Genomic DNA, 18621 nt, shown 5'->3' on the forward strand with positions numbered 1-18621 from the left:
ATCCCATCGATCTGCCAGGGAACGAGTGCGCGGACTCGTATGATTGCTCTCGGTGCGCGCGAGACGGTCGGCGCATACGGAAGGTGGAATCGCGGTGCAACAGACTGGCACAGTCGATGACCAGAGGATGACGACCCCCGGAGCGAATCGAGGTCTCCTCGAGGTCTTCCGACAGCGGCATCTCCTCTCGCTCATCGTCCGCAAGGAAGTGCAGATCAGATACCGGGGCTCGATCTTCGGTTGGCTCTGGTCCTATGTGAAACCATTGGTCCAGTTCGTCGTCTTCTTCGTCGCGATCGGTGTGTTCCTCGGCCTGAACGACCGCGTCGACTTCTTCCCGATCTACCTGCTCTCCGGCATCACGGTCGTCACCTTCTTCAACGAGGCGTTCGCGAACGGCACGCGGTCACTCGTGGACAATGCGGCCCTGATCAAGAAGATCTACCTGCCCCGAGAGATGTTCCCCGTCGCGAGCATGCTGATCGCCGCCGTGAACACGGTTCCGCAGATCATCGTGGTGATCGCCATTTCGCTGTTCTTCGGGTGGACTCCGTCCTTCGTCTCACTAGGAGCAATCCTGCTGGCGCTGGTCATCATCGCCGTTCTCGCCAGCGGCCTCGGACTGTTCTTCGGTTCGATCAACGTGACCTTCCGTGACGCCCAGAGCTTCGTCGAGATCATCGTCATGGTCGCGATCTGGGCGTCGCCCGTCATGTACGAGTGGACGCAGGTCGCCCGCGTCGTTCCCGACTGGCTCTTCGTGCTCTATCGACTCAACCCGATCACGGCCGCTGTCGAGCTCTTCCACTACGGAGTCTGGTACCCGCTCGGGCCCGACGCCGCTCCCCTGCCCGACGTATGGATGTACGGGCTGATCGCACTCGTGACGTCATTCATCGCGCTGGTCATCGGCCAGCTCGTCTTCCGCCGACTGGAGGGCCGCTTTGCCCAAGACCTCTGATACGCAGGCGCTGCCGCGGATCATCATCGATGACGTCCACAAGACCTTCAAGCTCCGACACACTCACTCCATCAAGGAGACGGCGCTCGCCGCGATCCGTCGCAAGCCGCTGACGACCGACTTCCACGCTCTGGACGGCGTCTCGTTCGAGATCGGCGAGGGCGAGTCGGTCGCACTGCTCGGCTTCAACGGATCCGGCAAGTCGACCATGCTCAAGCTGATCTCGGGAGTGCTCGAGCCCGATGCCGGCTCTGTGCTCACCCGCGGTCGCGTCGCGGGTCTGATCGAGGTGGGCGCAGGCTTCCACCCCGACCTCTCCGGCCGGGAGAACATCTTCCTCAACGCGGCGATCCTGGGTATGAGCAAGAAGGAGACCCAGGCGCGGTACGAGGAGATCGTCGCCTTCAGTGAGATCGAGCAGTTCATCGACACCGAGGTGAAGCATTACTCCTCGGGGATGTTTCTCCGTCTGGCCTTCTCCGTGGCCATCCACACCGAGATGGACGTGCTCCTGATCGACGAGATCCTCTCGGTCGGCGACGAACCGTTCCAGAAGAAGTGTCTCGCTCGGGTGCGCGAGCTGCATGCGAAGGGCAAGACCCTCGTCGTGGTCAGCCACGATCTGAACATGGTCGCGAATCTGTGCGATCGCGGCATCCTTCTCCAGAACGGCAAGATCCGCTACGACGGCCCCAGCAAGGACGCGGTCGAGGTCATGCGCTCGTAAGAAGACGAGGCCGGCTGGGCCCGCCCGCGAGGCCTCACAGGTCGGCGTGCAGACCCCACACGCGCTCTGCGGCGCCGAGCCACGAGAACGATCTCGAACGATCCGCGCCCAGCACACTGAGGCGTCTGGCCCCGTCACCGACGGCATTCTCGACTGCCGCGGCCATGTCGGACGGGCCGACGATCACTCCGCCGTCCGCGATCACGTCACGGTGCACTCCGCTCTCGACGGCGATCACCGGCACTCCGAGCGTCATGGCCTCGATGACACGCCATGGCCACGCCGCGAGCGCGCTCGTCGCCACCAGCGCGGAGGCACCCGCGAAGACCGCGGCCCGGTCGTCCGCAGACAGCGACCCGCGCACGTGCGCACGTGATTCGGGCAGTCCGGCGGCCGCTGCGATCTCAGCGAACCGCGGCTCCGCTCCCTCCGGTGCGTCGAGGACCACCGCGTCCTTGCCTGCAGCGACAGCGGCGCGGAATCCGGTCTCCAGCGACTCCGCGGTGCCGGTCAGCACGACGTATCCGGCCGGCAGGGAGAGAGAGGCGCGTCGCGCGACCGCGTCGAGCGGGACGACGAAACCTGAGGGAGCAGCGCCGGAGATGACACGGATGCGCCCCTTGAGCTTCGCGACCTCGGCGAGCCGCTCACCCACCGCGTGCGATGGCACGACGACCGCATCCGCGTGCTTGACCGCGCGCTTCAGCATCGCGCGCTGCCAGGCGACCGCGGCCTTGGGCAGGACTTCGGGCGACTCCCAGGCGTGCAGATCCCAGAGCGTGACCGTCGTCTGGTCATGGTCGTGCACTCGATCGTGTCGAACGAGAGGCGCCATCAAGGTCGCGGAGTGGATGAGACCACCCCCGACTCCCGGAGCGATCCCGAGCTGCCAGGACGCCGCGAGCTCCCGTCGCGCGAGCGAGAGCCTGCGCACGTCGGCGAGGCCGGGGATGTGCACCTCGGAGCCTGCCGGGATGATCGCCTCCACAGCGCAGCCGGACGGGGCCGTCGACACGAGCGCCGCCGCGAGATCCGAGGCCGCCGATGCGTGATCCGGATCGACCACATGCGTCAGTTGATCCAGAACAACACGCAACCGAGCACCCATGCGACAACAGTAGTCGTCAGACGCTGAAGAACCCGGGAGCACGACCGTACAAGGCCGGAGTGCACCGCGCAGACCCCTGATATGCCGCTTCGTGCTTGAATGCAGGGGTGAGTGACGGACGCCTGCCTGTACGTCGTCGGTGGTTGCGGTGGACCATCGGCGTGATCGTGACGTTCCTCGTGCTCGCGATCGGGTGGGTGACGATCCGCGGCATCGGCGCAGTGAACGATCTGCAGCAGGTCGCGACGTCGTCATCCACGCTCAAGGAGGCGATCGGCCAGGGCGACCTCGACAAGGCCGCATCGCTGTCGGCCCGCATCGCCCATCACGCGGAGTCCGCCCATGACCTCACATCGGATCCGATCTGGCAGGGCTTCGGGTTCGTGCCGTGGCTGGGGCCGAACTTCACGGCGGTGGCCGATGTCGCCGAGATCGCCGACGATGTCGCCGCCGATGCGCTCGTGCCCGTGCTCGAGGCCGCCGGGGAACTCGACCTCGCCAGCCTGGGCCTGTCGGGCGGGGTCATCGACCTCGCACCTTTCGCGCAGATCGAGCCCTCACTCGCTGATGCCAGCGCCACGCTCAGTTCCGCCGAGGATCGCGCTCTCGGCATCGACGCGGATGCGACGCTCCCCCCGCTCGCGGATGCCGTGCGCGAGATGCGATCGACCGTCACGCAGGCCGCGACGGTGGTGGGTTCGCTGCACGGCGCCGCGGCTCTGCTGCCCACCATGCTCGGTGCCGAGGGCCCGCGGAACTATGTGCTGGCGATGCAGAACAACGCGGAACTGCGTTCATCCGGCGGAATCATCGGCGCGATCGCGCTGCTCCATGCGGAGAACGGCCGGATCACGTTGGTCCAGCAGGCCTCGGTCCCGGACTTCCCCGCGCTGGACACTCCGATCCCGCTCAGCGAATCGACCGTCGCGCTCTTCGAGGACCGTCCAGGCCGCTACATGCAGAACCTGACCAGCATCCCGGACTTCACCGAGGCAGGCCCCGCGATCGCCACCCGCTGGCAGGACCGCTTCGGGCAGCCCGTCGACGGTGTCATCGCGGTGGACGCGGTCATGACGGAGAACCTGCTCGAGGCCACCGGGCCGCTGACCTTCGGCCCTTTCAGCGTCACGAAGGAGACGGTGGTGAGCCTGCTCCTCTCGGAGATCTACGCCGCGGTCCCAGACCCGAGGGCGCAGGACGAGATCTTCTCGCAGGCCGCCGCCGCGCTGCTGTCTGCCGCCCTGTCGACGGCCGAACCGAAGGACCTGGTCTCCGCCTTGGCGGCATCGGCGGATCAGGATCGTATCCGGATCTGGAGCGCGCACGAAGAAGAGGAAGCGCTTCTCTCCGGTACTTCTCTCGGCGGCGCGATTCCGACCGACGACACCGAGACCCATGTGGGCGTGCTGTTCAACGACACCACCGGCGGAAAGATGGATTACTACACCGACGCCACCATCTCGACCTCGATCGGCACGTGCGACGGTCAGCCGACCACTCAGGTGACGGTGACGTGGACGAACGATGCCCCGGCAGATGCTGCCACGTCGCTGCCGCCGTACGTCACGGCCGACGGCTTCTACGGCGTGCCGGCAGGGTCGACCCGCACGCTGATCACCGTGTACGGGCCCGAGGGCGCCACTCCTTCGCACATCGACCGCGACGGGAAGGAGGAGAGCGTCCAGACGGCGCTCCTCGGTTCGCGCGCCGCCGTGCAGCACGAGGTGCTGCTGGCCCCCGGTGAGACCTCTACGATCACCGTCGAGTACCAAGGAACGGGCGCGGGCGAACGGCTCACGGTCGTCGATCACACGCCGATGATCCGCACCCCGGAGACATCTCGGGAACAACTGCGTTGCGCGTCGTGACTTTCCCCATCCGATGATGTAGGGTCATTCTCACTGGGGAATATCTGGGTTCTGCAATTCTGTCGTGGGGACAGGAAGAACTCACGCAGTCGGATGCAGGGGTGTATCCGAGGGCGATTCCGCATGAAATTCTGGGGAGAATCATGCTGAAGAAACTGGCTGCAATCAGCCTTACTGCTGGCGTACTCGTGCTCATGGCACCTGCTGTCGCCTCTGCCGCGCCGGTCGTTCCGACCGAGTCCGACTCGTACTCGGGCACACCGCGCGTGGGCGTCGATGATCCGATCATCGACATCTGCGACGTATCGACCGTCGCCTTCGGCGCAGGATACTTCCTGCCGTCCGAGAACGTCGGAGTGTCCGTCTCGGGTCTCAATGCCGGTGACTCCGCGGTGTCCGGGAACACGGCGGCTGCCGACGGCAGCCTCCTCGTCACCTTCCGCCCGCCGTCCGACGGCAACGGTTCGTACGCGCTCGCCTTCACCGGCTCGCGCTCGTACACCGCGACCATCACGGTCTCCAAGGGACACGACGACGCCTCGAGCTGCGATCACGACCCCGGGGTCGCGAGCGCAGGTACCGAGCTTCCGCTCACCGGCGGCGGACTCGAGCTCGCCCTCACCGGCGGCAGCGTGTCGCCGTGGATTCTCGGCGGAGGAGCCGCTGCCCTCGTGGCAGGTGGAGCCCTCGTCGCGACAGGAGTCGTGCGCCGCAAGCGCGCCTAGGTCAGATCCTCGCTTCGTGCGGGGATCGACTGGACGACGGTGATCCCTCCCCCTCCGATCACCGTCGTCTGGTGAATCCGGTCTCGTACCGGAGGCCCACGACCGCCACTCTCACTCTCAGGTGGCGGTCGTGGGCTTATTCGCGCCCTCGGGAGGGCGGGAATCGCACCATCCACGCCGTATGGCGCGGTAATCCGCGCCCTCATGCTCAGGCGGTCGCATAGACCGCCCCACCGCACACGCTGCCCCTCGGGCACGGGGCACGACTCACAGGCCGCACGCACCGGCTCACCTAGACCGTGCCCGCGCAACGCCGATCTCCGATCGCCGAGCGCTACTACCCGTTCCCGTGTCAGGGCGTCGGGGTCGGGGTCTCCGTCGGCGGGTGCAGCGTCTGCTGCATCAGGTCGTGGATGTACGCGTAGTCGGGCGTGTGCTCGTCCACGCCGTTCTCGGGGGTGAGCTCGATCGTCGTGATCGTCTGCTCCTTGGCCTTCGTCATCAGATCGAAGAACTCAGGCAGCTTGTCCTGAGGCAGGTCGGTGCTGATGAGGGCGGTGCCCGCGGCAGCCACCTCATTGAAGCGAGTGAGCACCGTCTGCGGCGTGAACTGCGCGAGGATCGCCTCCTGCAGTTCACGCTGGCGCTTCATGCGGTCCCAGTCGCTCGTCGTGTACCGCGAGCGCGCGTACCACTGGGCGGTGTCACCGTTCATGTGCTGCTGGCCGACCTCGATCCACCCGATCGCCCAGGCATCGACGTCGTAGGGATCCGTGCCCTCCGGCGGGCCGCCCATCGGCAGCCGCTCCGTGACGTTGATGTCCACACCCCCGAGCGCATCGACGAGAGCTGCGAAGCCGTGCATGTCCACGAAGACGTAATAGGGGATCTCGATGCCGAGAACGCCCTCTGCGGCATCCTTCGTCGCCTCGATGCCCGGATCGGAGCCTTGCGCGACCGCATCGGGATACAGCCCTTGACCCTCGTCTTCCCGGCAGATCTCCGCGGCGTTGCGCACGTGGTTCATCCAGCCGTTCCATCCGCAGGAACTCGAGCCGTGCCCCTCGAAGCCGTTCGGATACAGCGCCTGCATCGGGCTGCCCTCGCTGAACGGCGCGTTCGGGAGCTCGCGCGGGATGCCCGTGATCGTGACGGCACCGGTCGTCGCGTTCACCGAGACGACCGAGATGCTGTCGAACCGCATCGAGTCGCGGCCGTCTCCGCTGTCGGCGCCGAGCAGGAGGATATTGTAGTACCCCTCGCTCGGCGGCAGGCTGGGCCCGCTCTGACCGAAGATCGTGCTGATCGTGCCGCGAGCGGTGCCGACGTACGATGCCGCATAGCCCATCCCCGTGCCGACCAGGCCGAGGAGCAGCAGGGCGACGAGCGGAATGGCGAATTTCGACGGTGCCGGGATCCGGACGATCCGCACGAGCCGGAGCACGTCGAAGGTGAGGACGAGCCACAGCACGATGTAAGCGATGATCAGCACCTGCACCAGCGTGAGGACCACGGCCGAGAACCAGCCGCCCCCGACGGTGAGCCACAGCAGCACCGGGCGCGCGAACAGAGCGAGTCCGGCACCGACGATCACCAGGAACCACGCGAGAAGCGTCGCACCCAGTCCGAAGCGCCCGAGCCTGCGGTTGCCTGCGAGCACCTGAGCCGAACCCGGCACCAGCACGTTCAGCAGCACCAGCCACCAGCCGCGCTTGGTCATCGTCCCGGCATCCGCCGGATCCGGATTCCTCAGCGGGCGCGTCTCGATCAGCGGTCGCGCCGACCCGCGCGGCGGCGCAAGGGTCACAGCGACCCCTTCAGCCGTTCGTTCTTCTCCTCGACCTGAGCTTCGAGGTCGAGCGCATAGGCTTCGACGCGGTCGGCGAGGTCGTCGTCGGACGTTCCCAGGATGCGCGCGGCGAGGAGTCCGGCGTTGCGCGCTCCCCCGATCGACACGGTGGCCACCGGGATCCCGGCGGGCATCTGGACGATCGACAGGAGCGAATCCATACCGTCGAGGTAGGCGAGCGGCACCGGGACGCCGATGACCGGCAGCGCCGTCATCGAGGCGAGCATGCCCGGAAGATGCGCGGCGCCACCTGCACCGGCGATGATCACGCGGATGCCGCGCGCCCGAGCTTCCCGCGCGTACTGCATGAGCTTGTCGGGCGTGCGGTGCGCCGAGACGACCTCCACCTCATGCGGGATCCCGAAGTCGGTCAGCGACTGAGAGGCATCGCTCATCACGCGCCAGTCGGAGTCGGAACCCATGACGACACCGACGAGGGGCGCTGCGGAGGAGTGCAATGGCTCAGTCACCCACTCAGGCTACGGTCTACTGCTGGGAGAACCCCCGAACGGCACACCTCTGAAACACCCTCAGTCGAAGTGAGCCGCTGCCGCCCTGGCGACGTAGACGGCGTCGTCGAGGTCATCACCGGAGACGTTCACGTGGCCGACCTTGCGGCCAGGGCGCGGCGACTTGCCGTAGGTGTGGATCTTGGCGGTCGGGTGCTCCCGCATCGCACCGGCGAAGCGGTCGCCGAGCGCCCCCTCCTTCGGTCCTCCGAGGATGTTCACCATGACCGACCACGCGGCGCGCGGGGTCGTGTCGCCCAGGGGCAGATCGGCGACGGCGCGCAGGTGCTGCTCGAACTGCCCGGTCACGGCACCGTCCTGGCTCCAGTGACCGCTGTTGTGAGGACGCATCGCCAGTTCGTTCACGAGGATCCGCTCGTCATCGGTCTCGAACAGCTCGACAGCGAGCATGCCGGTGACGCCGAGTCCTTCGGCGATAGACCGACCGATCTCGCCGGCCACCTGGACCAGACGCTCGGCGGCCTGCGGCGCGGGGGCGATGACCTCGGCGCACACGCCGTCACGCTGCACGGTCTCGACGACAGGGTAGGCGACGATCTGACCGCTGGGGCGCCGCGCCACCTGCTGCGCGAGCTCGCGCACGAAGCCGACGAGCTCCTCGACCAGCAGCGCCTCGCCGTCGGCGAGGCCTGCGAACCAGTCCTGAGCCTCTTCGGCGGCACGGACGACGCGGACGCCCTTGCCGTCATACCCGCCGCGCGGGGTCTTGACGACGCCCTGTCCCTCGTGCTCGTCAAGGAAGGCCTGCAGTTCTGCGACGTCGCGCACCGGCGCCCAGTCGGGCTGCGGCACTCCGAGTTCGGCGAGGCGAGCACGCATGACGAGCTTGTCCTGAGCGAACTGCAGCGCATCAGGACCCGGATGCACGGCGACACCGTCGGCGACCAGCGCTCGCAGGATCTCCTGTGGGACGTGCTCGTGATCGAAGGTGACGACGTCGACATCCTTCACGAACGCGCGAACCACCTCGAGGTCGTGGTAGTCGCCGACCGCGGTCGCGGCGAGCTGCGCCGACATGCCCTCGTCTTCAGCGAGCACCCGCAGGTCGAGTCCCAGCTCGACCGCCGGGGCGATCATCATCCTGGCCAGCTGGCCTCCACCGATCACGCCAACGCGCAGCGCCATGTGCCGCCTCCATTCGTCCTGACCATTCTCGCGCATCCGCGCGATCACGGATCACACGTCTCGCACTGATCCCTGATCGCCGATCCCCCGGGGCGATCGTCGCCGATCAGGATCCGGGGTATCCGTCCGGCCCCGACTGCGCGTCGCGGTGAGCGAGGATCTGACTCACTTCGATCTGGTCGGCCAGGGTCTCGTGCACGAGAGTGACGTTGGGCACGTTCGCGAGCCGCAGAGCCGCGTCGACCCCATTCGAGAGCGTGATGGTCCCGACACCCCACATGCGCTGCAGCACGCCGCGGCGCACGCCGATCGTGTAGCCGCGGGCGTGAGACATCTCCTGCCGATTGCGCGCGCCGATGCCGTGGTTGACGATGACCCGGCGCGTGGTGACCGTCACCGATCGCGAGTACCAGACGACATAGGGGACGACCACGAGCAGCAGCACGAGCGCGCCCGCCGCAGCGAGCAGCATCCAGTTCTCGAACGGCGACGGAAGGTTGTCGTAGAAGTACGCGGTGGCGCCGAACGCCGCGATCAGGACCAGCGCCGACCAGAACAGCCGGCGCGCGTGGGCTCGGAACCGCGCGATGAGCAGTTCTTCTGTGGGCACGCCTGGCGGTGGCATCGTCGGCCTTCCGCCGAGAGTCACGGGCTGGGTCACTCCTCCATTGTGCCCGCAACTGCGGACATCGGCGTCTGTGCGCCCGGGCGTGTCAGAGTCACGCGGGTCGGACGTGCACCACGTCACCCGCCGAAACGGCGGTCTCGACGCCGTCGTGGCGCACGAGAAGCCGTCCGTCTGCGTCCAGCGCCGCGGCCGTCCCGACGAGGACTCGGTCCCCGGGGAGCGACACCCGCACCTCGAGGCCGATGGTCGCGCAGCGATCGACTGCCGCCGCATGCAGTCCGCTCGACACCGCGTCTCCCGCCGCGGCGAGCGCCGCGACCAGGGTGTCGAGATCACGCAGGTACACCGAGAGCAGGCGGTCGGCATCGACTTCTGCGCCCAGGACAGCGAAGGACGTCGCGGTGGGAACAGGCAGGTCGGATGCCGTCATCGCCGTGTTCACGCCGGTGCCGACGATCACCGCGTCGCGCGTCGCCTCGGCGAGGATGCCGCAGATCTTCCGACCGCCGACGAGCACGTCGTTCGGCCACTTGACCGCCACCTCGTGCTCGGGAAGCTGCTCGGCGATGGCATCGGCCATCGCGACACCGGCGGCGAGGGGTATCCACCCTCGGGCGTCGATGGCGGACGGGAGCCGCCGCAGCAGCACCGACACAGCGAGAGACGCCCCGGCCGGCGCGGTCCACGTTCGATCGAGTCGTCCGCGGCCCGCCGTCTGATTGTCGGTGAGCAGCACGGAGAGGTGCGGCCATGCCTGCCCGTCGGCAGACCGCTCGCGAAGGACCGCGTTCGTCGAGCCGGCTTCGGAGAGCACGTCGAGACGCGAGGCGACCGCACGAGAGAGGGGAAGCTCCACCGTCAGACCTCTTCCTCGTCGGCCTCTTCGTCGTCGTCGTCCTCGTCGGTGCGCACAGAGCCGATCTCGTGCGCCTGCCAGCGATCCCACTTCTGCATGAGCTGTTCGATCGCGGCATGGAATTTCTCGGTGGCGACGCCAGGCGTCGTGTCGCCGAAGTAGTGCTGCACCCACATGCGCAGCCGGGCGATGGCCGCCTCGTCTGCACGGACGCGCTCGACCTCCGCCACGATGTCCGACGCGGCATCGGCGCTCAACCACTCGCAGTCCGAGAGGTATCCGTTGGTGTCGATCGATGCACGCTCATCGGCGGGACGCGTGATCATCAACGGCTTTCCGACGGCCAGACGGTCGTAGACCATGGCCGAGATGTCGACGATCGCGACATCGGCCGCAGCGAGCTGCCACCCGAGATCCGCACCGTCGTCGTACACGTGCTGTGCCGTCGGATCGGAGGCGTTCGCCGCGGCGATGTCGGCGATGATCCGTCGATGCGCTGCGCCGTATGCATCGTCGACCACACCGCTGCGCGGATGCGGGCGGTAGATCACGCGGTGGCTGCGGGACGCGAGCAAGGCCGTCACCAGCGCCTCCCCGTGGGTTGCGATCGAGCCGTAGTGGGCGCTCGGGCGGTCGCCCTCCCAGGTCGGCGCATACAGCACGACGGTTCGCGCGTCGGGCGTGTAGGGCAACGTGCCGGAGTAGTGATCCGCCTGCGGCCGACCGATCTCGATCGTGCGGTGGTCGATGTCCCAGTCCCAGAGCGTGCGGGACAGACGGTCGCGCGCGGCCTGACCTGCGACGAAGGCGTAGTCGTACGCCTTGTACTGGTTCGTGGTCATGTACATCTTGTCGGACTCGCCGTGGTTGATGAACACGTGCCAGCGCCGCCCGTAGCGGAACATCTGGAAGTTGCGGGTGTTCTGGTTCACGTACAGCACGATCCGGATGTCCTGTGCGGTGATGAACCGTTCGAGGTCCCGCACTGTCGGGACGAACGCGACAGGCGGACCGTCCTCGTCGAGAAGCTTGTCGGCACCGGTGGCGGAGCGGGACAGCACCACCACGGGCCAGCGCTTCGCGAGCTCTTTCAGCGGGCTGTACCACTGCCGCATCTGATACATGTTGACCGCGCCGTCCGCGAAGTAGACGGCGACCTTGTAATGCTCGGTCGGGTGCGGCTCCTGGTCGGCCAGGCGACGCCTGACCCGCTGCACCGCCTTGCGCGAGGCGAGCGCCCGCTTCAGCAGACGGTAGGCCTTCTTCGCATCGGACACTGCACCCATCCCTCCAGGATACCGAGTGCTGGCGCCGCGCCCGACGGATGTCGCCGCAGCGCATCGGGATGCGAATCAGCGAACGTCCGAGAAGCGCATGCCATGATCGTCATGTGCCTGACAATGACATCGACGTTCCCGAGACCGGGGTGTCGTTCGTCATGCCGGTGCTCAACGAGCGCGCCTATCTGGAGCACGCGATCCGCTCGGTGCTCACGCAGGAGCTGACGGTGCCGGCCGAGCTCGTGCTCGCACTCGGCCCCTCCACGGATGGCACGACCGAACTCGCGCAGCGCCTCGCCGCGGAGGACGACAGGATCCGCCTCGTCGACAACCCTGCGGCGCACATCCCCGTCGGGTTGAACGCCGCGATCCGCGCCAGTCGCTACGACACGATCGTCCGCGTCGATGCGCACTCCGAGCTCTCGCCCGGATATGCGGCGCGCGCGTTGGACGCACTCGAGCGCACCGGAGCCGCCAACGTCGGAGGCGTCATGCACGCCGACGGACGGACTCCCTTCCAGAAGGCGGTCGCACGCCTGTACAACTCCCCCGTAGGACTCGGCGGCGGCGCCTATCACGGCGGCACTCAGGAGGGCGAGGCGGAGTCCGCCTATCTCGGCGTGATGCGCCGCGCCGTGATCGAGGAGGTCGGGCTCTTCGACGAGTCGATCCGCCGCGGCGAGGACTGGGAGCTCAATCTGCGCATCCGCCAGGCCGGTCACCTGGTCTGGTTCGATCCGAGCCTCTCCGTCACCTACTGGCCCCGCGAGAGCTGGCTGCGCCTGGCTCGGCAGTTCCGGGCCACCGGCGCCTGGCGTGGAGAGCTCGTGCGCCGTTACGGCCGCCGCAACGGCATCCGCTTCTTCGCTCCCCCGGCTCTGGTGGTGCTCGTCGCGATGGCCCTGGTCGTGGGGGCGCTGCAGCTGACCGGCGCGATCACCGGGCTGATCTCCACGATCATCTCGGCGATCGTCTACCTTCCCCTCCTTGCTTATGCGCTGCTGGTGATCGCCGTCGCGTCGCTGCCGGGCGGCGGACGATTCCGTCAGCGGCTGTGGACGCTGGCTGTGCTGCCGACCATGCATCTCTCCTGGGGGCTGGGCTTCCTCGGTGGAGTGCTCCGGGGCGCCGGGGACACTGTCGACGCCTCGAGGCTGGGCACGCGCAACACGCCCCTCCCCTAGTCCGGTTCCGGCTCGGTCAGAACACCGCGGCAGGCGGTCTCAGCGGGTGACGTACCCCTGGTCGAGGATGCGCGCGACCACCCGCTCGGCCGCATGACCGTCGTCCCTGGCGTTGAACTGAGCCTTCCACGCGGCATAGCGCTCCGCGAAGGCGCTCTCGTGCCCGTGGTCGGCGAGGGCAGCGACGAGTTCGTCCTGCGTGCGCAGAAGCGGCCCCGGTGCCCGTGTCTCGAGATCGAAGTAGAACCCGCGGAGCTTCCCGCGGTAGTGATCCAGGTCGGGCACGAGGAAGTACATCGGCTTGCCCGTGACGCTGAAATCGAACATCACCGACGAGTAGTCGGTGATCAGGGCGTCGGCAGCGAGCAGCAGCTGAGAGGTCTCGGGGTACCCGGTGACGTCGATCACCCGCGCGCCGGCACGGTCGCGGTCGGTCTCGATCGTGCGTGAATGCCCCCGCACGAGCACCACCGAGTCAGTCGTCCTGGCGAGCTCTTCGGGGTCGATGAAGTCGACCATCGCCGTGCGGTCGTCACGCCACGTCGGCGCGTACAGCAGCACGCGCTCGCCCTCGCCGATGCCGAGGGCAGCACGGATCGCGGCGGGATCCCCGGTCACCAGGGCGTCGTTGCGCGGATACCCCTCGACCCAGAAAGGCCGCCCGAGGAACGCGTATGCCTTGCGGAGAATGCGCTCGGAGTAGGTGTTCTGTGCGAGCAGCACGTCCCAGCGACGGGACTCCTTGACGACGGCGGCCATACGACGGGGGTCGAACCCCGGCCGATGCAGCGCCAAGCGCTTGAGGGGCGTTCCATGCCAGGTCTGCAGCACGCGCTGCCCTGGCTTGCGCGCGAATCGACGCCGCAGCCAGTCGTTCACGATCAGCAGTCGCGCCGCCGCGCGGGCGCGCCACCATTCGGGGCTGCCCTCGACGACGGCGATCGCGCCTTCCGGGACCGCCACCGACAGGTCTACGACACTCCAGTAGCGCACGACGTCAGGTGCCTGCGCAGAGAGCGCCCGGTCGATCGCCTGGGGGTTGCAGCCGACGCTGCGCCCGTAGAAGCTCTCGAAGAAGACCGCGTTCTCGGTCGCGCCCTGATGCGCGAGGTAGCGTCCTTCGAGCGTGGCCTGCCCCTCCGGCGACTCGTACGCGGGGTCGACCGGTGCGGCGATACGGGCGGTCGCGCCGTCGACGGCCACGCGGACGCCGGCCAGCACCTCGGGACCGATGTGCAGACCGTCGAGGTCGACGTCGGGGATGCGGATCTCGTAGTCGCCCGCCGGCAGAGGAAGCTCAGGGCCGCCCCATCGCGCTGCACGGAGCGCGAACGTGGCCTTCCAGGTCTTGCCGCCACCGGTGATGCGAGCATCGACTCGGGCACGCGGCCCGATCAGCTGCGCGGTGGCGGGACGGTGACCTGCCCCTGCGATGATCAGCGACTCTGCCGTCTCATCGATGCGGGCCGTCGTCATGCTGCTCCCTTCGGCGCGGGGATGCCTCGCGCACGGATCGTCTCGTACACGCGCCGGGTGTTGCGTCCGTCACGGAACGCGTGCATCTCCGCGCTGAGCGTAGCGGAATGCTGCGACCTCGCGGCGAACACGCCGTCATCGTCCAGCAACGCGGACAGCTGCACGAGGAGAGAATCCCAGTCGGTCGCGGCGTCGTCTCCTGCCACGTCCTGGAAGCGACCGTAGAAGCCCCGCGTGCGGGCGTACTGCTCGGCGTCTGGCGCCAGGTAGAGCACGGGCATCCCGAGCAGTCCGACGTCGTAGGCGAGCGAGGAGTAGTCCGTGATCAGGACGTCGATCGCCGGGAGCGCGGGCGTGATGTCGGGCAGGAGGCCGGCCCCGAGCATCCGCACCCGTCTGCTCGGCAACGACGGCGCGTATCCGCCCTCGCCGAGGGGATGGGAGCGCACCAGCAGCACCGCGTCATGCTGTTCCAGTACGCGGATGATCTGCACCCACTGAGCGGCATCCGGAACCGCGGGGTCGACCGCGCCGTCACGCCAGGTCGGGGCGTACAGGATCGTCCGCGAAACGCGTGGCGGATCACCCAGCACGCGGCCGAGCAGCGCGGATGCCGCAGCTCGCCGCTCGTGCGGTTCCCCGGCGGACAGGACGTCGACGCGGGGTTCTCCGGTGACGACGACACGCGCGTCGCCGAGCGCGAATGCGGACTCCAGACGCCCCCTGGAGCGGTGCGAGGCCGCAGGAAGCACGCGGATCCGCTGAGCGGCACGGCGATACAGGATGCCGATCAGACGTCGGAGCACCGGCGCCCCCGGGACCTCGGGAACCTGGGTCGTGGCCGGCGAATCGAGTCCGATCCGCTTGAGCGGGATGCCGTGCCACAGTTGCACGACGAAGGCGCCGGAGATCGCGTAGCGATTCACATCACCGAGACCGTGGGTCACCACGACGACACCGGCGCGGGCCGTGGCCCACCACCCGCGCAGACCTCCCTTGCGGACGGTCCGCAGGCCCAGAACTACGGCGTCGCGGTCCTCGCGGTCCGATGAGGTCAGCCACAGCGTCTCGTGACCCTCCGCCGCAGCGTGACGCTGCAGAGCCAGTGCACCGTCGCCTACGCCCGCTCCGCAGCCGAAGACCCAGCGGGTGCCTCGAGGCACGAGGAGCGTGCCGACGCGTCCGGCGAGGTAGAGAGGGATCCGAAGCAGCTTGGCCGCATTGCCGGAGCCGAAAGAGAAGGACGCCACACCGCGAGCCTATCGCGGGGTGGCGTCCTTCTCTGTGAGCGGGGTTCCGAGGGTCAGCCTGCGAGCTCTCCGAGCGTCACGTCGATCTCGTACTCCTTGCCACCGCGGATATAGGTGACCTTCGCGTCGCTGCCGGCAGCGGCGGCGCGAACCTGAGCGGTGAGGTCGCTGGCGCTCGTGATCGGCACGCCGTTGAAGGCGGTGACGATGTCGTCGGCCTTGAGACCGCCGGCTGCGGCAGCTCCGCCGTCGGTGACCTCTGCGATGTAGGCGCCAGCGACCTCGGCGTTCTCGACCGAAGCCGCGTCACGGACCGATGCACCCAGCAGACCGTGGCTCGCCACACCACCGGCGATGATCTCCTCCGAGACGCGCTGGGCGATGTTCGCCGGGATCGCGAATCCGATGCCGATGGATCCGGATTCCTCCGAGCTGCCCGAGCTGGCGATCGCCACGTTGATGCCGATCAGCTCGCCCTTGCTGTTCACGAGGGCACCGCCGGAGTTGCCGTGGTTGATCGCCGCGTCCGTCTGGATCACGGCTATCGAGATGGACTCCGAGCTCTGCTGCGAGGTGTTGCCCGGCAGATCGAACTGGAACGGACCCTCGCCCTCGCCCTCGTCCGGCGTCTGCTCCTCCTGCGGGGCGTCCTCGGACGACGAGTCGGGAAGGGCCGATGACGCGATCTGGATGCTGCGATTGAGCGCGCTGACGATGCCCGTCGTGACCGAGTTCGACAGTCCGAGCGGAGCACCGAGCGCGACGGCGGTATCGCCGACGTTGAGCTTCGACGAATCGGCGAAGTCGATGGGGGTCAGATCCGACGCACCCTCGAGCTTGATGACCGCGAGGTCGTAGATCGGGTCGGTTCCCACGACGGTCGCCGTGAAGATGCGCCCGTCCGAGGTCGTGACGCGGATCGTCGGGTCGGCGACGGCTCCGCCGAGCGTCACGACGTGCGTGTTCGTCAGCACGTAGCCGTCATCGCTGATGATGACGCCGGAGCCGCTGCCGGCCTGGTCAGAACCGGCCACCTCGATCGTGACGACCGACGGCAGCGCCGCGGTGGCGACCGCGGTGGTCTCGTTGACCGAACCGGGGTTGTTCACCGTGACCGTGTCGGGGCCCTGGGCGACACCGGTCGAGTTCTGGTTCGAGATGCCGTTGAGGAGCGCTCCTCCACCGAAGCCGGCGACACCGCCGACGAGGGCTGCGGCGACCACGATCGCGGCGAACTTGACGCCGGCCCGGGGCTTCTGGCCCTTGACCTTGGTCGCCCCGTCGACGGGCTGCCCCGGCTGAGCGGTGTGGATGCCGAACGCCGCTCCGGGAGCTGTGGCGGTGGCAGCACCGGGGTGAGTGGGTGCCTGATGACCGGGCGCCTGCTGACCGGGAGCGCCGAAGTACGGCTGCGGAACCGTCTGCGCTGCCGGCGACACATGGGCCGCGGGGGCCTCGAACACCGGCGTGGGAATCTGCGGGGCTGCGCCGGCGGATGCCGGGGATGCCGGGGTCGTCTCCGGAGCGCTGGGCACGCTCGGTGCGCCCTGATGAGGCGCCGGCGTGGACGCGAACGTCTGCGGAACCTCATGTCCCTGGCTCGATCCCGGCGCGGCGGCGGTGCCGGTGGTCTCAGCGGTGGCATCCGTCGTCGAACGGTCGACGACCTCTGCTGCCTCGGTGGACGGCACCGCGTCGTTCGACGCGGGTACCGAGTGGTCCTGGGTGTTGTCTTCGTTCATGGTGTGTGCTCCTTCAACGACGCTCCTTCAGAATGGCGCGTGTATCTGTGCGTTTCGTATGGCGAAGATGAGTTTCACCTATGCCCTTAGCCTGTTCTTCATGAGTGTCATCCCAGGCGCATGGCGGCGCACGGCAGCGGGAGCCGGTCTGCTCGCACCCGACGGAAGCGTCGCGCCCACCATCTTCGCAGAGATGTCCGCTGCCGCGGCTCGAACCGGAGCGATCAATCTCGGCCAGGGCTTTCCCGATGAAGATGGCCCCTCCGAGGTGCTCGACGCCGCACGTGAGGCCATCGCCCGCGGGGCCAACCAGTATCCGCCGGGGCGAGGCATCCCCGATCTGCTCGCGGCGATCAGCGAGCACCAGCGACGCTTCTACGGACTCGAAGTGGATCCGGCTCGCGAGGTGATCGTGACCGCCGGTGCCACCGAGGCGCTGACGGCGACGCTGCTCGCTCTGATCGACGGCCCGGACGACGAGGTCGTCGTGTTCGAGCCCTACTACGACTCGTACGCAGCGGCTGTCGCCCTTGCCGGCGCTCGGCTGCGCACCGTGCCGCTGCGCGCTCCCGACTTCCAGCCGGACCTCGATCAGCTCGCCGAGGCCGTCACGGATCGCACCAGGATCATCCTGATCAACGATCCGCACAATCCGACCGGGTCGGTCTTCGACCGTGCGGTGCTCACCGAGGTGGTCCGGCTCGCCGAACTGCACGACGCGATCATCGTCACGGACGAGGTGTACGAGCACCTCGCCTTCCGCGCCCCGCACACGCCGGTGGCGACGCTCCCCGGGGGCGCCGAGCGCACTCTGACGATCTCGTCGGCGGGAAAGACGTTCTCGGCGACCGGCTGGAAGATCGGCTGGGTGCACGGCCCCGCGGATCTCATCACCGCCGTACTCACGGTGAAGCAGTATCTGACGTATGTGAACGGCTCGCCGTTCCAGCCGGCGATCGCGGTGGGGCTGCGCCTCTCCGACGACTACTTCACCGGGGCTGCCGCGACGCTGGAGGCGAAGCACGAGATCCTGGGATCGGGCCTCCGAGCCGCGGGCTTCACGGTGTATCCGCCGCAGGGCGGCTACTTCACGGTGGCCGACGCGTCGACGCTCGGAGGGGCGGATGCGGCACAGTTCTGCCGCGAGCTGCCTGAGCGCGCGGGAGTCGTGGCGATCCCACTCACGGCCTTCGTCTCCGAGGACCGGCGCGGTGACTATGCGGGTCTGGTGCGCTTCGCCGCGTGCAAGAAGGTCGCAGTGCTCGAAGAGGCGGCCTCACGCCTCGCCTCGAGCTTCTGAGTCGCCCCTGCT

General features: G+C 68.1%; 16 protein-coding genes. 6 read left to right on the forward strand and 10 right to left on the reverse strand.

Annotated elements, in window-relative coordinates; translation table 11 throughout:
- Window positions 1-127 precede the first annotated feature (127 nt).
- Window positions 128-961, forward strand: coding sequence for an ABC transporter permease (locus tag ASF80_RS05085; protein WP_056308541.1), 834 nt, complete (start codon window positions 128-130; stop codon window positions 959-961).
- Window positions 945-1688, forward strand: a complete 744-nt coding sequence (locus ASF80_RS05090) for an ABC transporter ATP-binding protein (protein WP_056308544.1) — start codon at window positions 945-947, stop codon at window positions 1686-1688. Before ASF80_RS05085 ends, ASF80_RS05090 begins: the two co-directional genes overlap by 17 nt.
- Before the next feature lie 34 nt (window positions 1689-1722).
- On the opposite strand, the gene ASF80_RS05095 is transcribed toward ASF80_RS05090, so the two are convergent.
- Window positions 1723-2754 (reverse strand): glycosyltransferase, encoded by a 1032-nt coding sequence (locus tag ASF80_RS05095; RefSeq protein WP_321163958.1) that lies wholly within the window; start codon window positions 2752-2754, stop codon window positions 1723-1725.
- A 149-nt stretch (window positions 2755-2903) separates the two neighbouring features.
- Here ASF80_RS05095 and ASF80_RS05100 point away from each other — a divergent pair, with 149 nt between their 5' ends.
- On the forward strand, window positions 2904-4664 hold the full coding sequence (locus ASF80_RS05100; protein WP_056308548.1) for a DUF4012 domain-containing protein: 1761 nt from the start codon (window positions 2904-2906) through the stop codon (window positions 4662-4664).
- A gap of 194 nt (window positions 4665-4858) precedes the next feature.
- Window positions 4859-5389: a hypothetical protein gene (locus ASF80_RS05105; RefSeq protein WP_235559886.1), complete on the forward strand. Its 531-nt coding sequence runs from the start codon at window positions 4859-4861 to the stop codon at window positions 5387-5389.
- Between the two features lie 352 nt (window positions 5390-5741).
- Here the strand turns inward: ASF80_RS05105 and ASF80_RS05110 are convergent, their stop codons facing one another.
- From ASF80_RS05110 to ASF80_RS05135, 6 genes are all read right to left on the reverse strand, one after another.
- Window positions 5742-7196, reverse strand: a complete 1455-nt coding sequence (locus ASF80_RS05110; protein WP_056308551.1) for an LCP family protein — start codon at window positions 7194-7196, stop codon at window positions 5742-5744.
- Window positions 7193-7660, reverse strand: a complete 468-nt coding sequence (purE, locus tag ASF80_RS05115) for a 5-(carboxyamino)imidazole ribonucleotide mutase (RefSeq protein ID WP_056311793.1) — start codon at window positions 7658-7660, stop codon at window positions 7193-7195. The genes ASF80_RS05110 and purE overlap by 4 nt, the downstream gene beginning before the upstream one ends.
- 108 nt (window positions 7661-7768) lie before the next feature.
- Window positions 7769-8893, reverse strand: a complete 1125-nt coding sequence (locus ASF80_RS05120; protein ID WP_056308553.1) for a 5-(carboxyamino)imidazole ribonucleotide synthase — start codon at window positions 8891-8893, stop codon at window positions 7769-7771.
- Window positions 8894-8999: 106 nt separating this feature from the next.
- Complete coding sequence (locus ASF80_RS05125; RefSeq protein WP_056308555.1) at window positions 9000-9554, reverse strand: PH domain-containing protein; 555 nt, start codon at window positions 9552-9554, stop codon at window positions 9000-9002.
- 58 nt (window positions 9555-9612) lie between these two features.
- Window positions 9613-10377, reverse strand: coding sequence for a biotin--[acetyl-CoA-carboxylase] ligase (locus ASF80_RS05130; RefSeq protein WP_235559887.1), 765 nt, complete (start codon window positions 10375-10377; stop codon window positions 9613-9615).
- Between the two features lie 2 nt (window positions 10378-10379).
- Window positions 10380-11663, reverse strand: a complete 1284-nt coding sequence (locus ASF80_RS05135) for a CDP-glycerol glycerophosphotransferase family protein (protein ID WP_056308558.1) — start codon at window positions 11661-11663, stop codon at window positions 10380-10382.
- A 152-nt stretch (window positions 11664-11815) separates the two neighbouring features.
- Here ASF80_RS05135 and ASF80_RS05140 point away from each other — a divergent pair, with 152 nt between their 5' ends.
- Window positions 11816-12841, forward strand: coding sequence for a glycosyltransferase family 2 protein (locus ASF80_RS05140; protein ID WP_056311797.1), 1026 nt, complete (start codon window positions 11816-11818; stop codon window positions 12839-12841).
- Window positions 12842-12880: 39 nt separating this feature from the next.
- On the opposite strand, the gene ASF80_RS05145 is transcribed toward ASF80_RS05140, so the two are convergent.
- From ASF80_RS05145 to ASF80_RS05155, 3 genes are read right to left on the reverse strand one after another with little or no spacing between them, the layout of a single operon-like run.
- Window positions 12881-14317, reverse strand: coding sequence for a CDP-glycerol glycerophosphotransferase family protein (locus ASF80_RS05145; protein ID WP_056308560.1), 1437 nt, complete (start codon window positions 14315-14317; stop codon window positions 12881-12883).
- Complete coding sequence (locus tag ASF80_RS05150) at window positions 14314-15567, reverse strand: CDP-glycerol glycerophosphotransferase family protein (RefSeq protein ID WP_056308562.1); 1254 nt, start codon at window positions 15565-15567, stop codon at window positions 14314-14316. Before ASF80_RS05150 ends, ASF80_RS05145 begins: the two co-directional genes overlap by 4 nt.
- Before the next feature lie 53 nt (window positions 15568-15620).
- Entirely contained in the window at window positions 15621-17309 is a 1689-nt protein-coding gene (locus ASF80_RS05155) for a S1C family serine protease (RefSeq protein ID WP_056308564.1), read from the reverse strand.
- Between the two features lie 100 nt (window positions 17310-17409).
- Here ASF80_RS05155 and ASF80_RS05160 point away from each other — a divergent pair, with 100 nt between their 5' ends.
- Window positions 17410-18609, forward strand: a complete 1200-nt coding sequence (locus ASF80_RS05160) for an aminotransferase class I/II-fold pyridoxal phosphate-dependent enzyme (RefSeq protein ID WP_056308566.1) — start codon at window positions 17410-17412, stop codon at window positions 18607-18609.
- The last annotated feature ends 12 nt before the right edge of the window (window positions 18610-18621 follow it).

It is taken from the genome of Microbacterium sp. Leaf159, from assembly GCF_001423615.1.
GTDB lineage: Bacteria > Actinomycetota > Actinomycetes > Actinomycetales > Microbacteriaceae > Microbacterium.

Excerpts from the sequence above, each read along its gene's own strand:
- ASF80_RS05085 (WP_056308541.1), top strand. The coding sequence starts at position 128 with ATGACGACCCCCGGAGCGAATCGAGGTCTCCTCGAGGTCTTCCGACAG.
- ASF80_RS05105 (WP_235559886.1), top strand. The coding sequence starts at position 4,859 with ATGGCACCTGCTGTCGCCTCTGCCGCGCCGGTCGTTCCGACCGAGTCC.
- purE (WP_056311793.1), bottom strand. The coding sequence starts at position 7,660 with ATGGGTTCCGACTCCGACTGGCGCGTGATGAGCGATGCCTCTCAGTCG.
- ASF80_RS05120 (WP_056308553.1), bottom strand. The coding sequence starts at position 8,893 with ATGGCGCTGCGCGTTGGCGTGATCGGTGGAGGCCAGCTGGCCAGGATG.
- ASF80_RS05135 (WP_056308558.1), bottom strand. The coding sequence starts at position 11,663 with ATGGGTGCAGTGTCCGATGCGAAGAAGGCCTACCGTCTGCTGAAGCGG.
- ASF80_RS05140 (WP_056311797.1), top strand. The coding sequence starts at position 11,816 with ATGCCGGTGCTCAACGAGCGCGCCTATCTGGAGCACGCGATCCGCTCG.
- ASF80_RS05145 (WP_056308560.1), bottom strand. The coding sequence starts at position 14,317 with ATGACGACGGCCCGCATCGATGAGACGGCAGAGTCGCTGATCATCGCA.
- ASF80_RS05155 (WP_056308564.1), bottom strand. The coding sequence starts at position 17,309 with ATGAACGAAGACAACACCCAGGACCACTCGGTACCCGCGTCGAACGAC.
- ASF80_RS05160 (WP_056308566.1), top strand. The coding sequence starts at position 17,410 with ATGAGTGTCATCCCAGGCGCATGGCGGCGCACGGCAGCGGGAGCCGGT.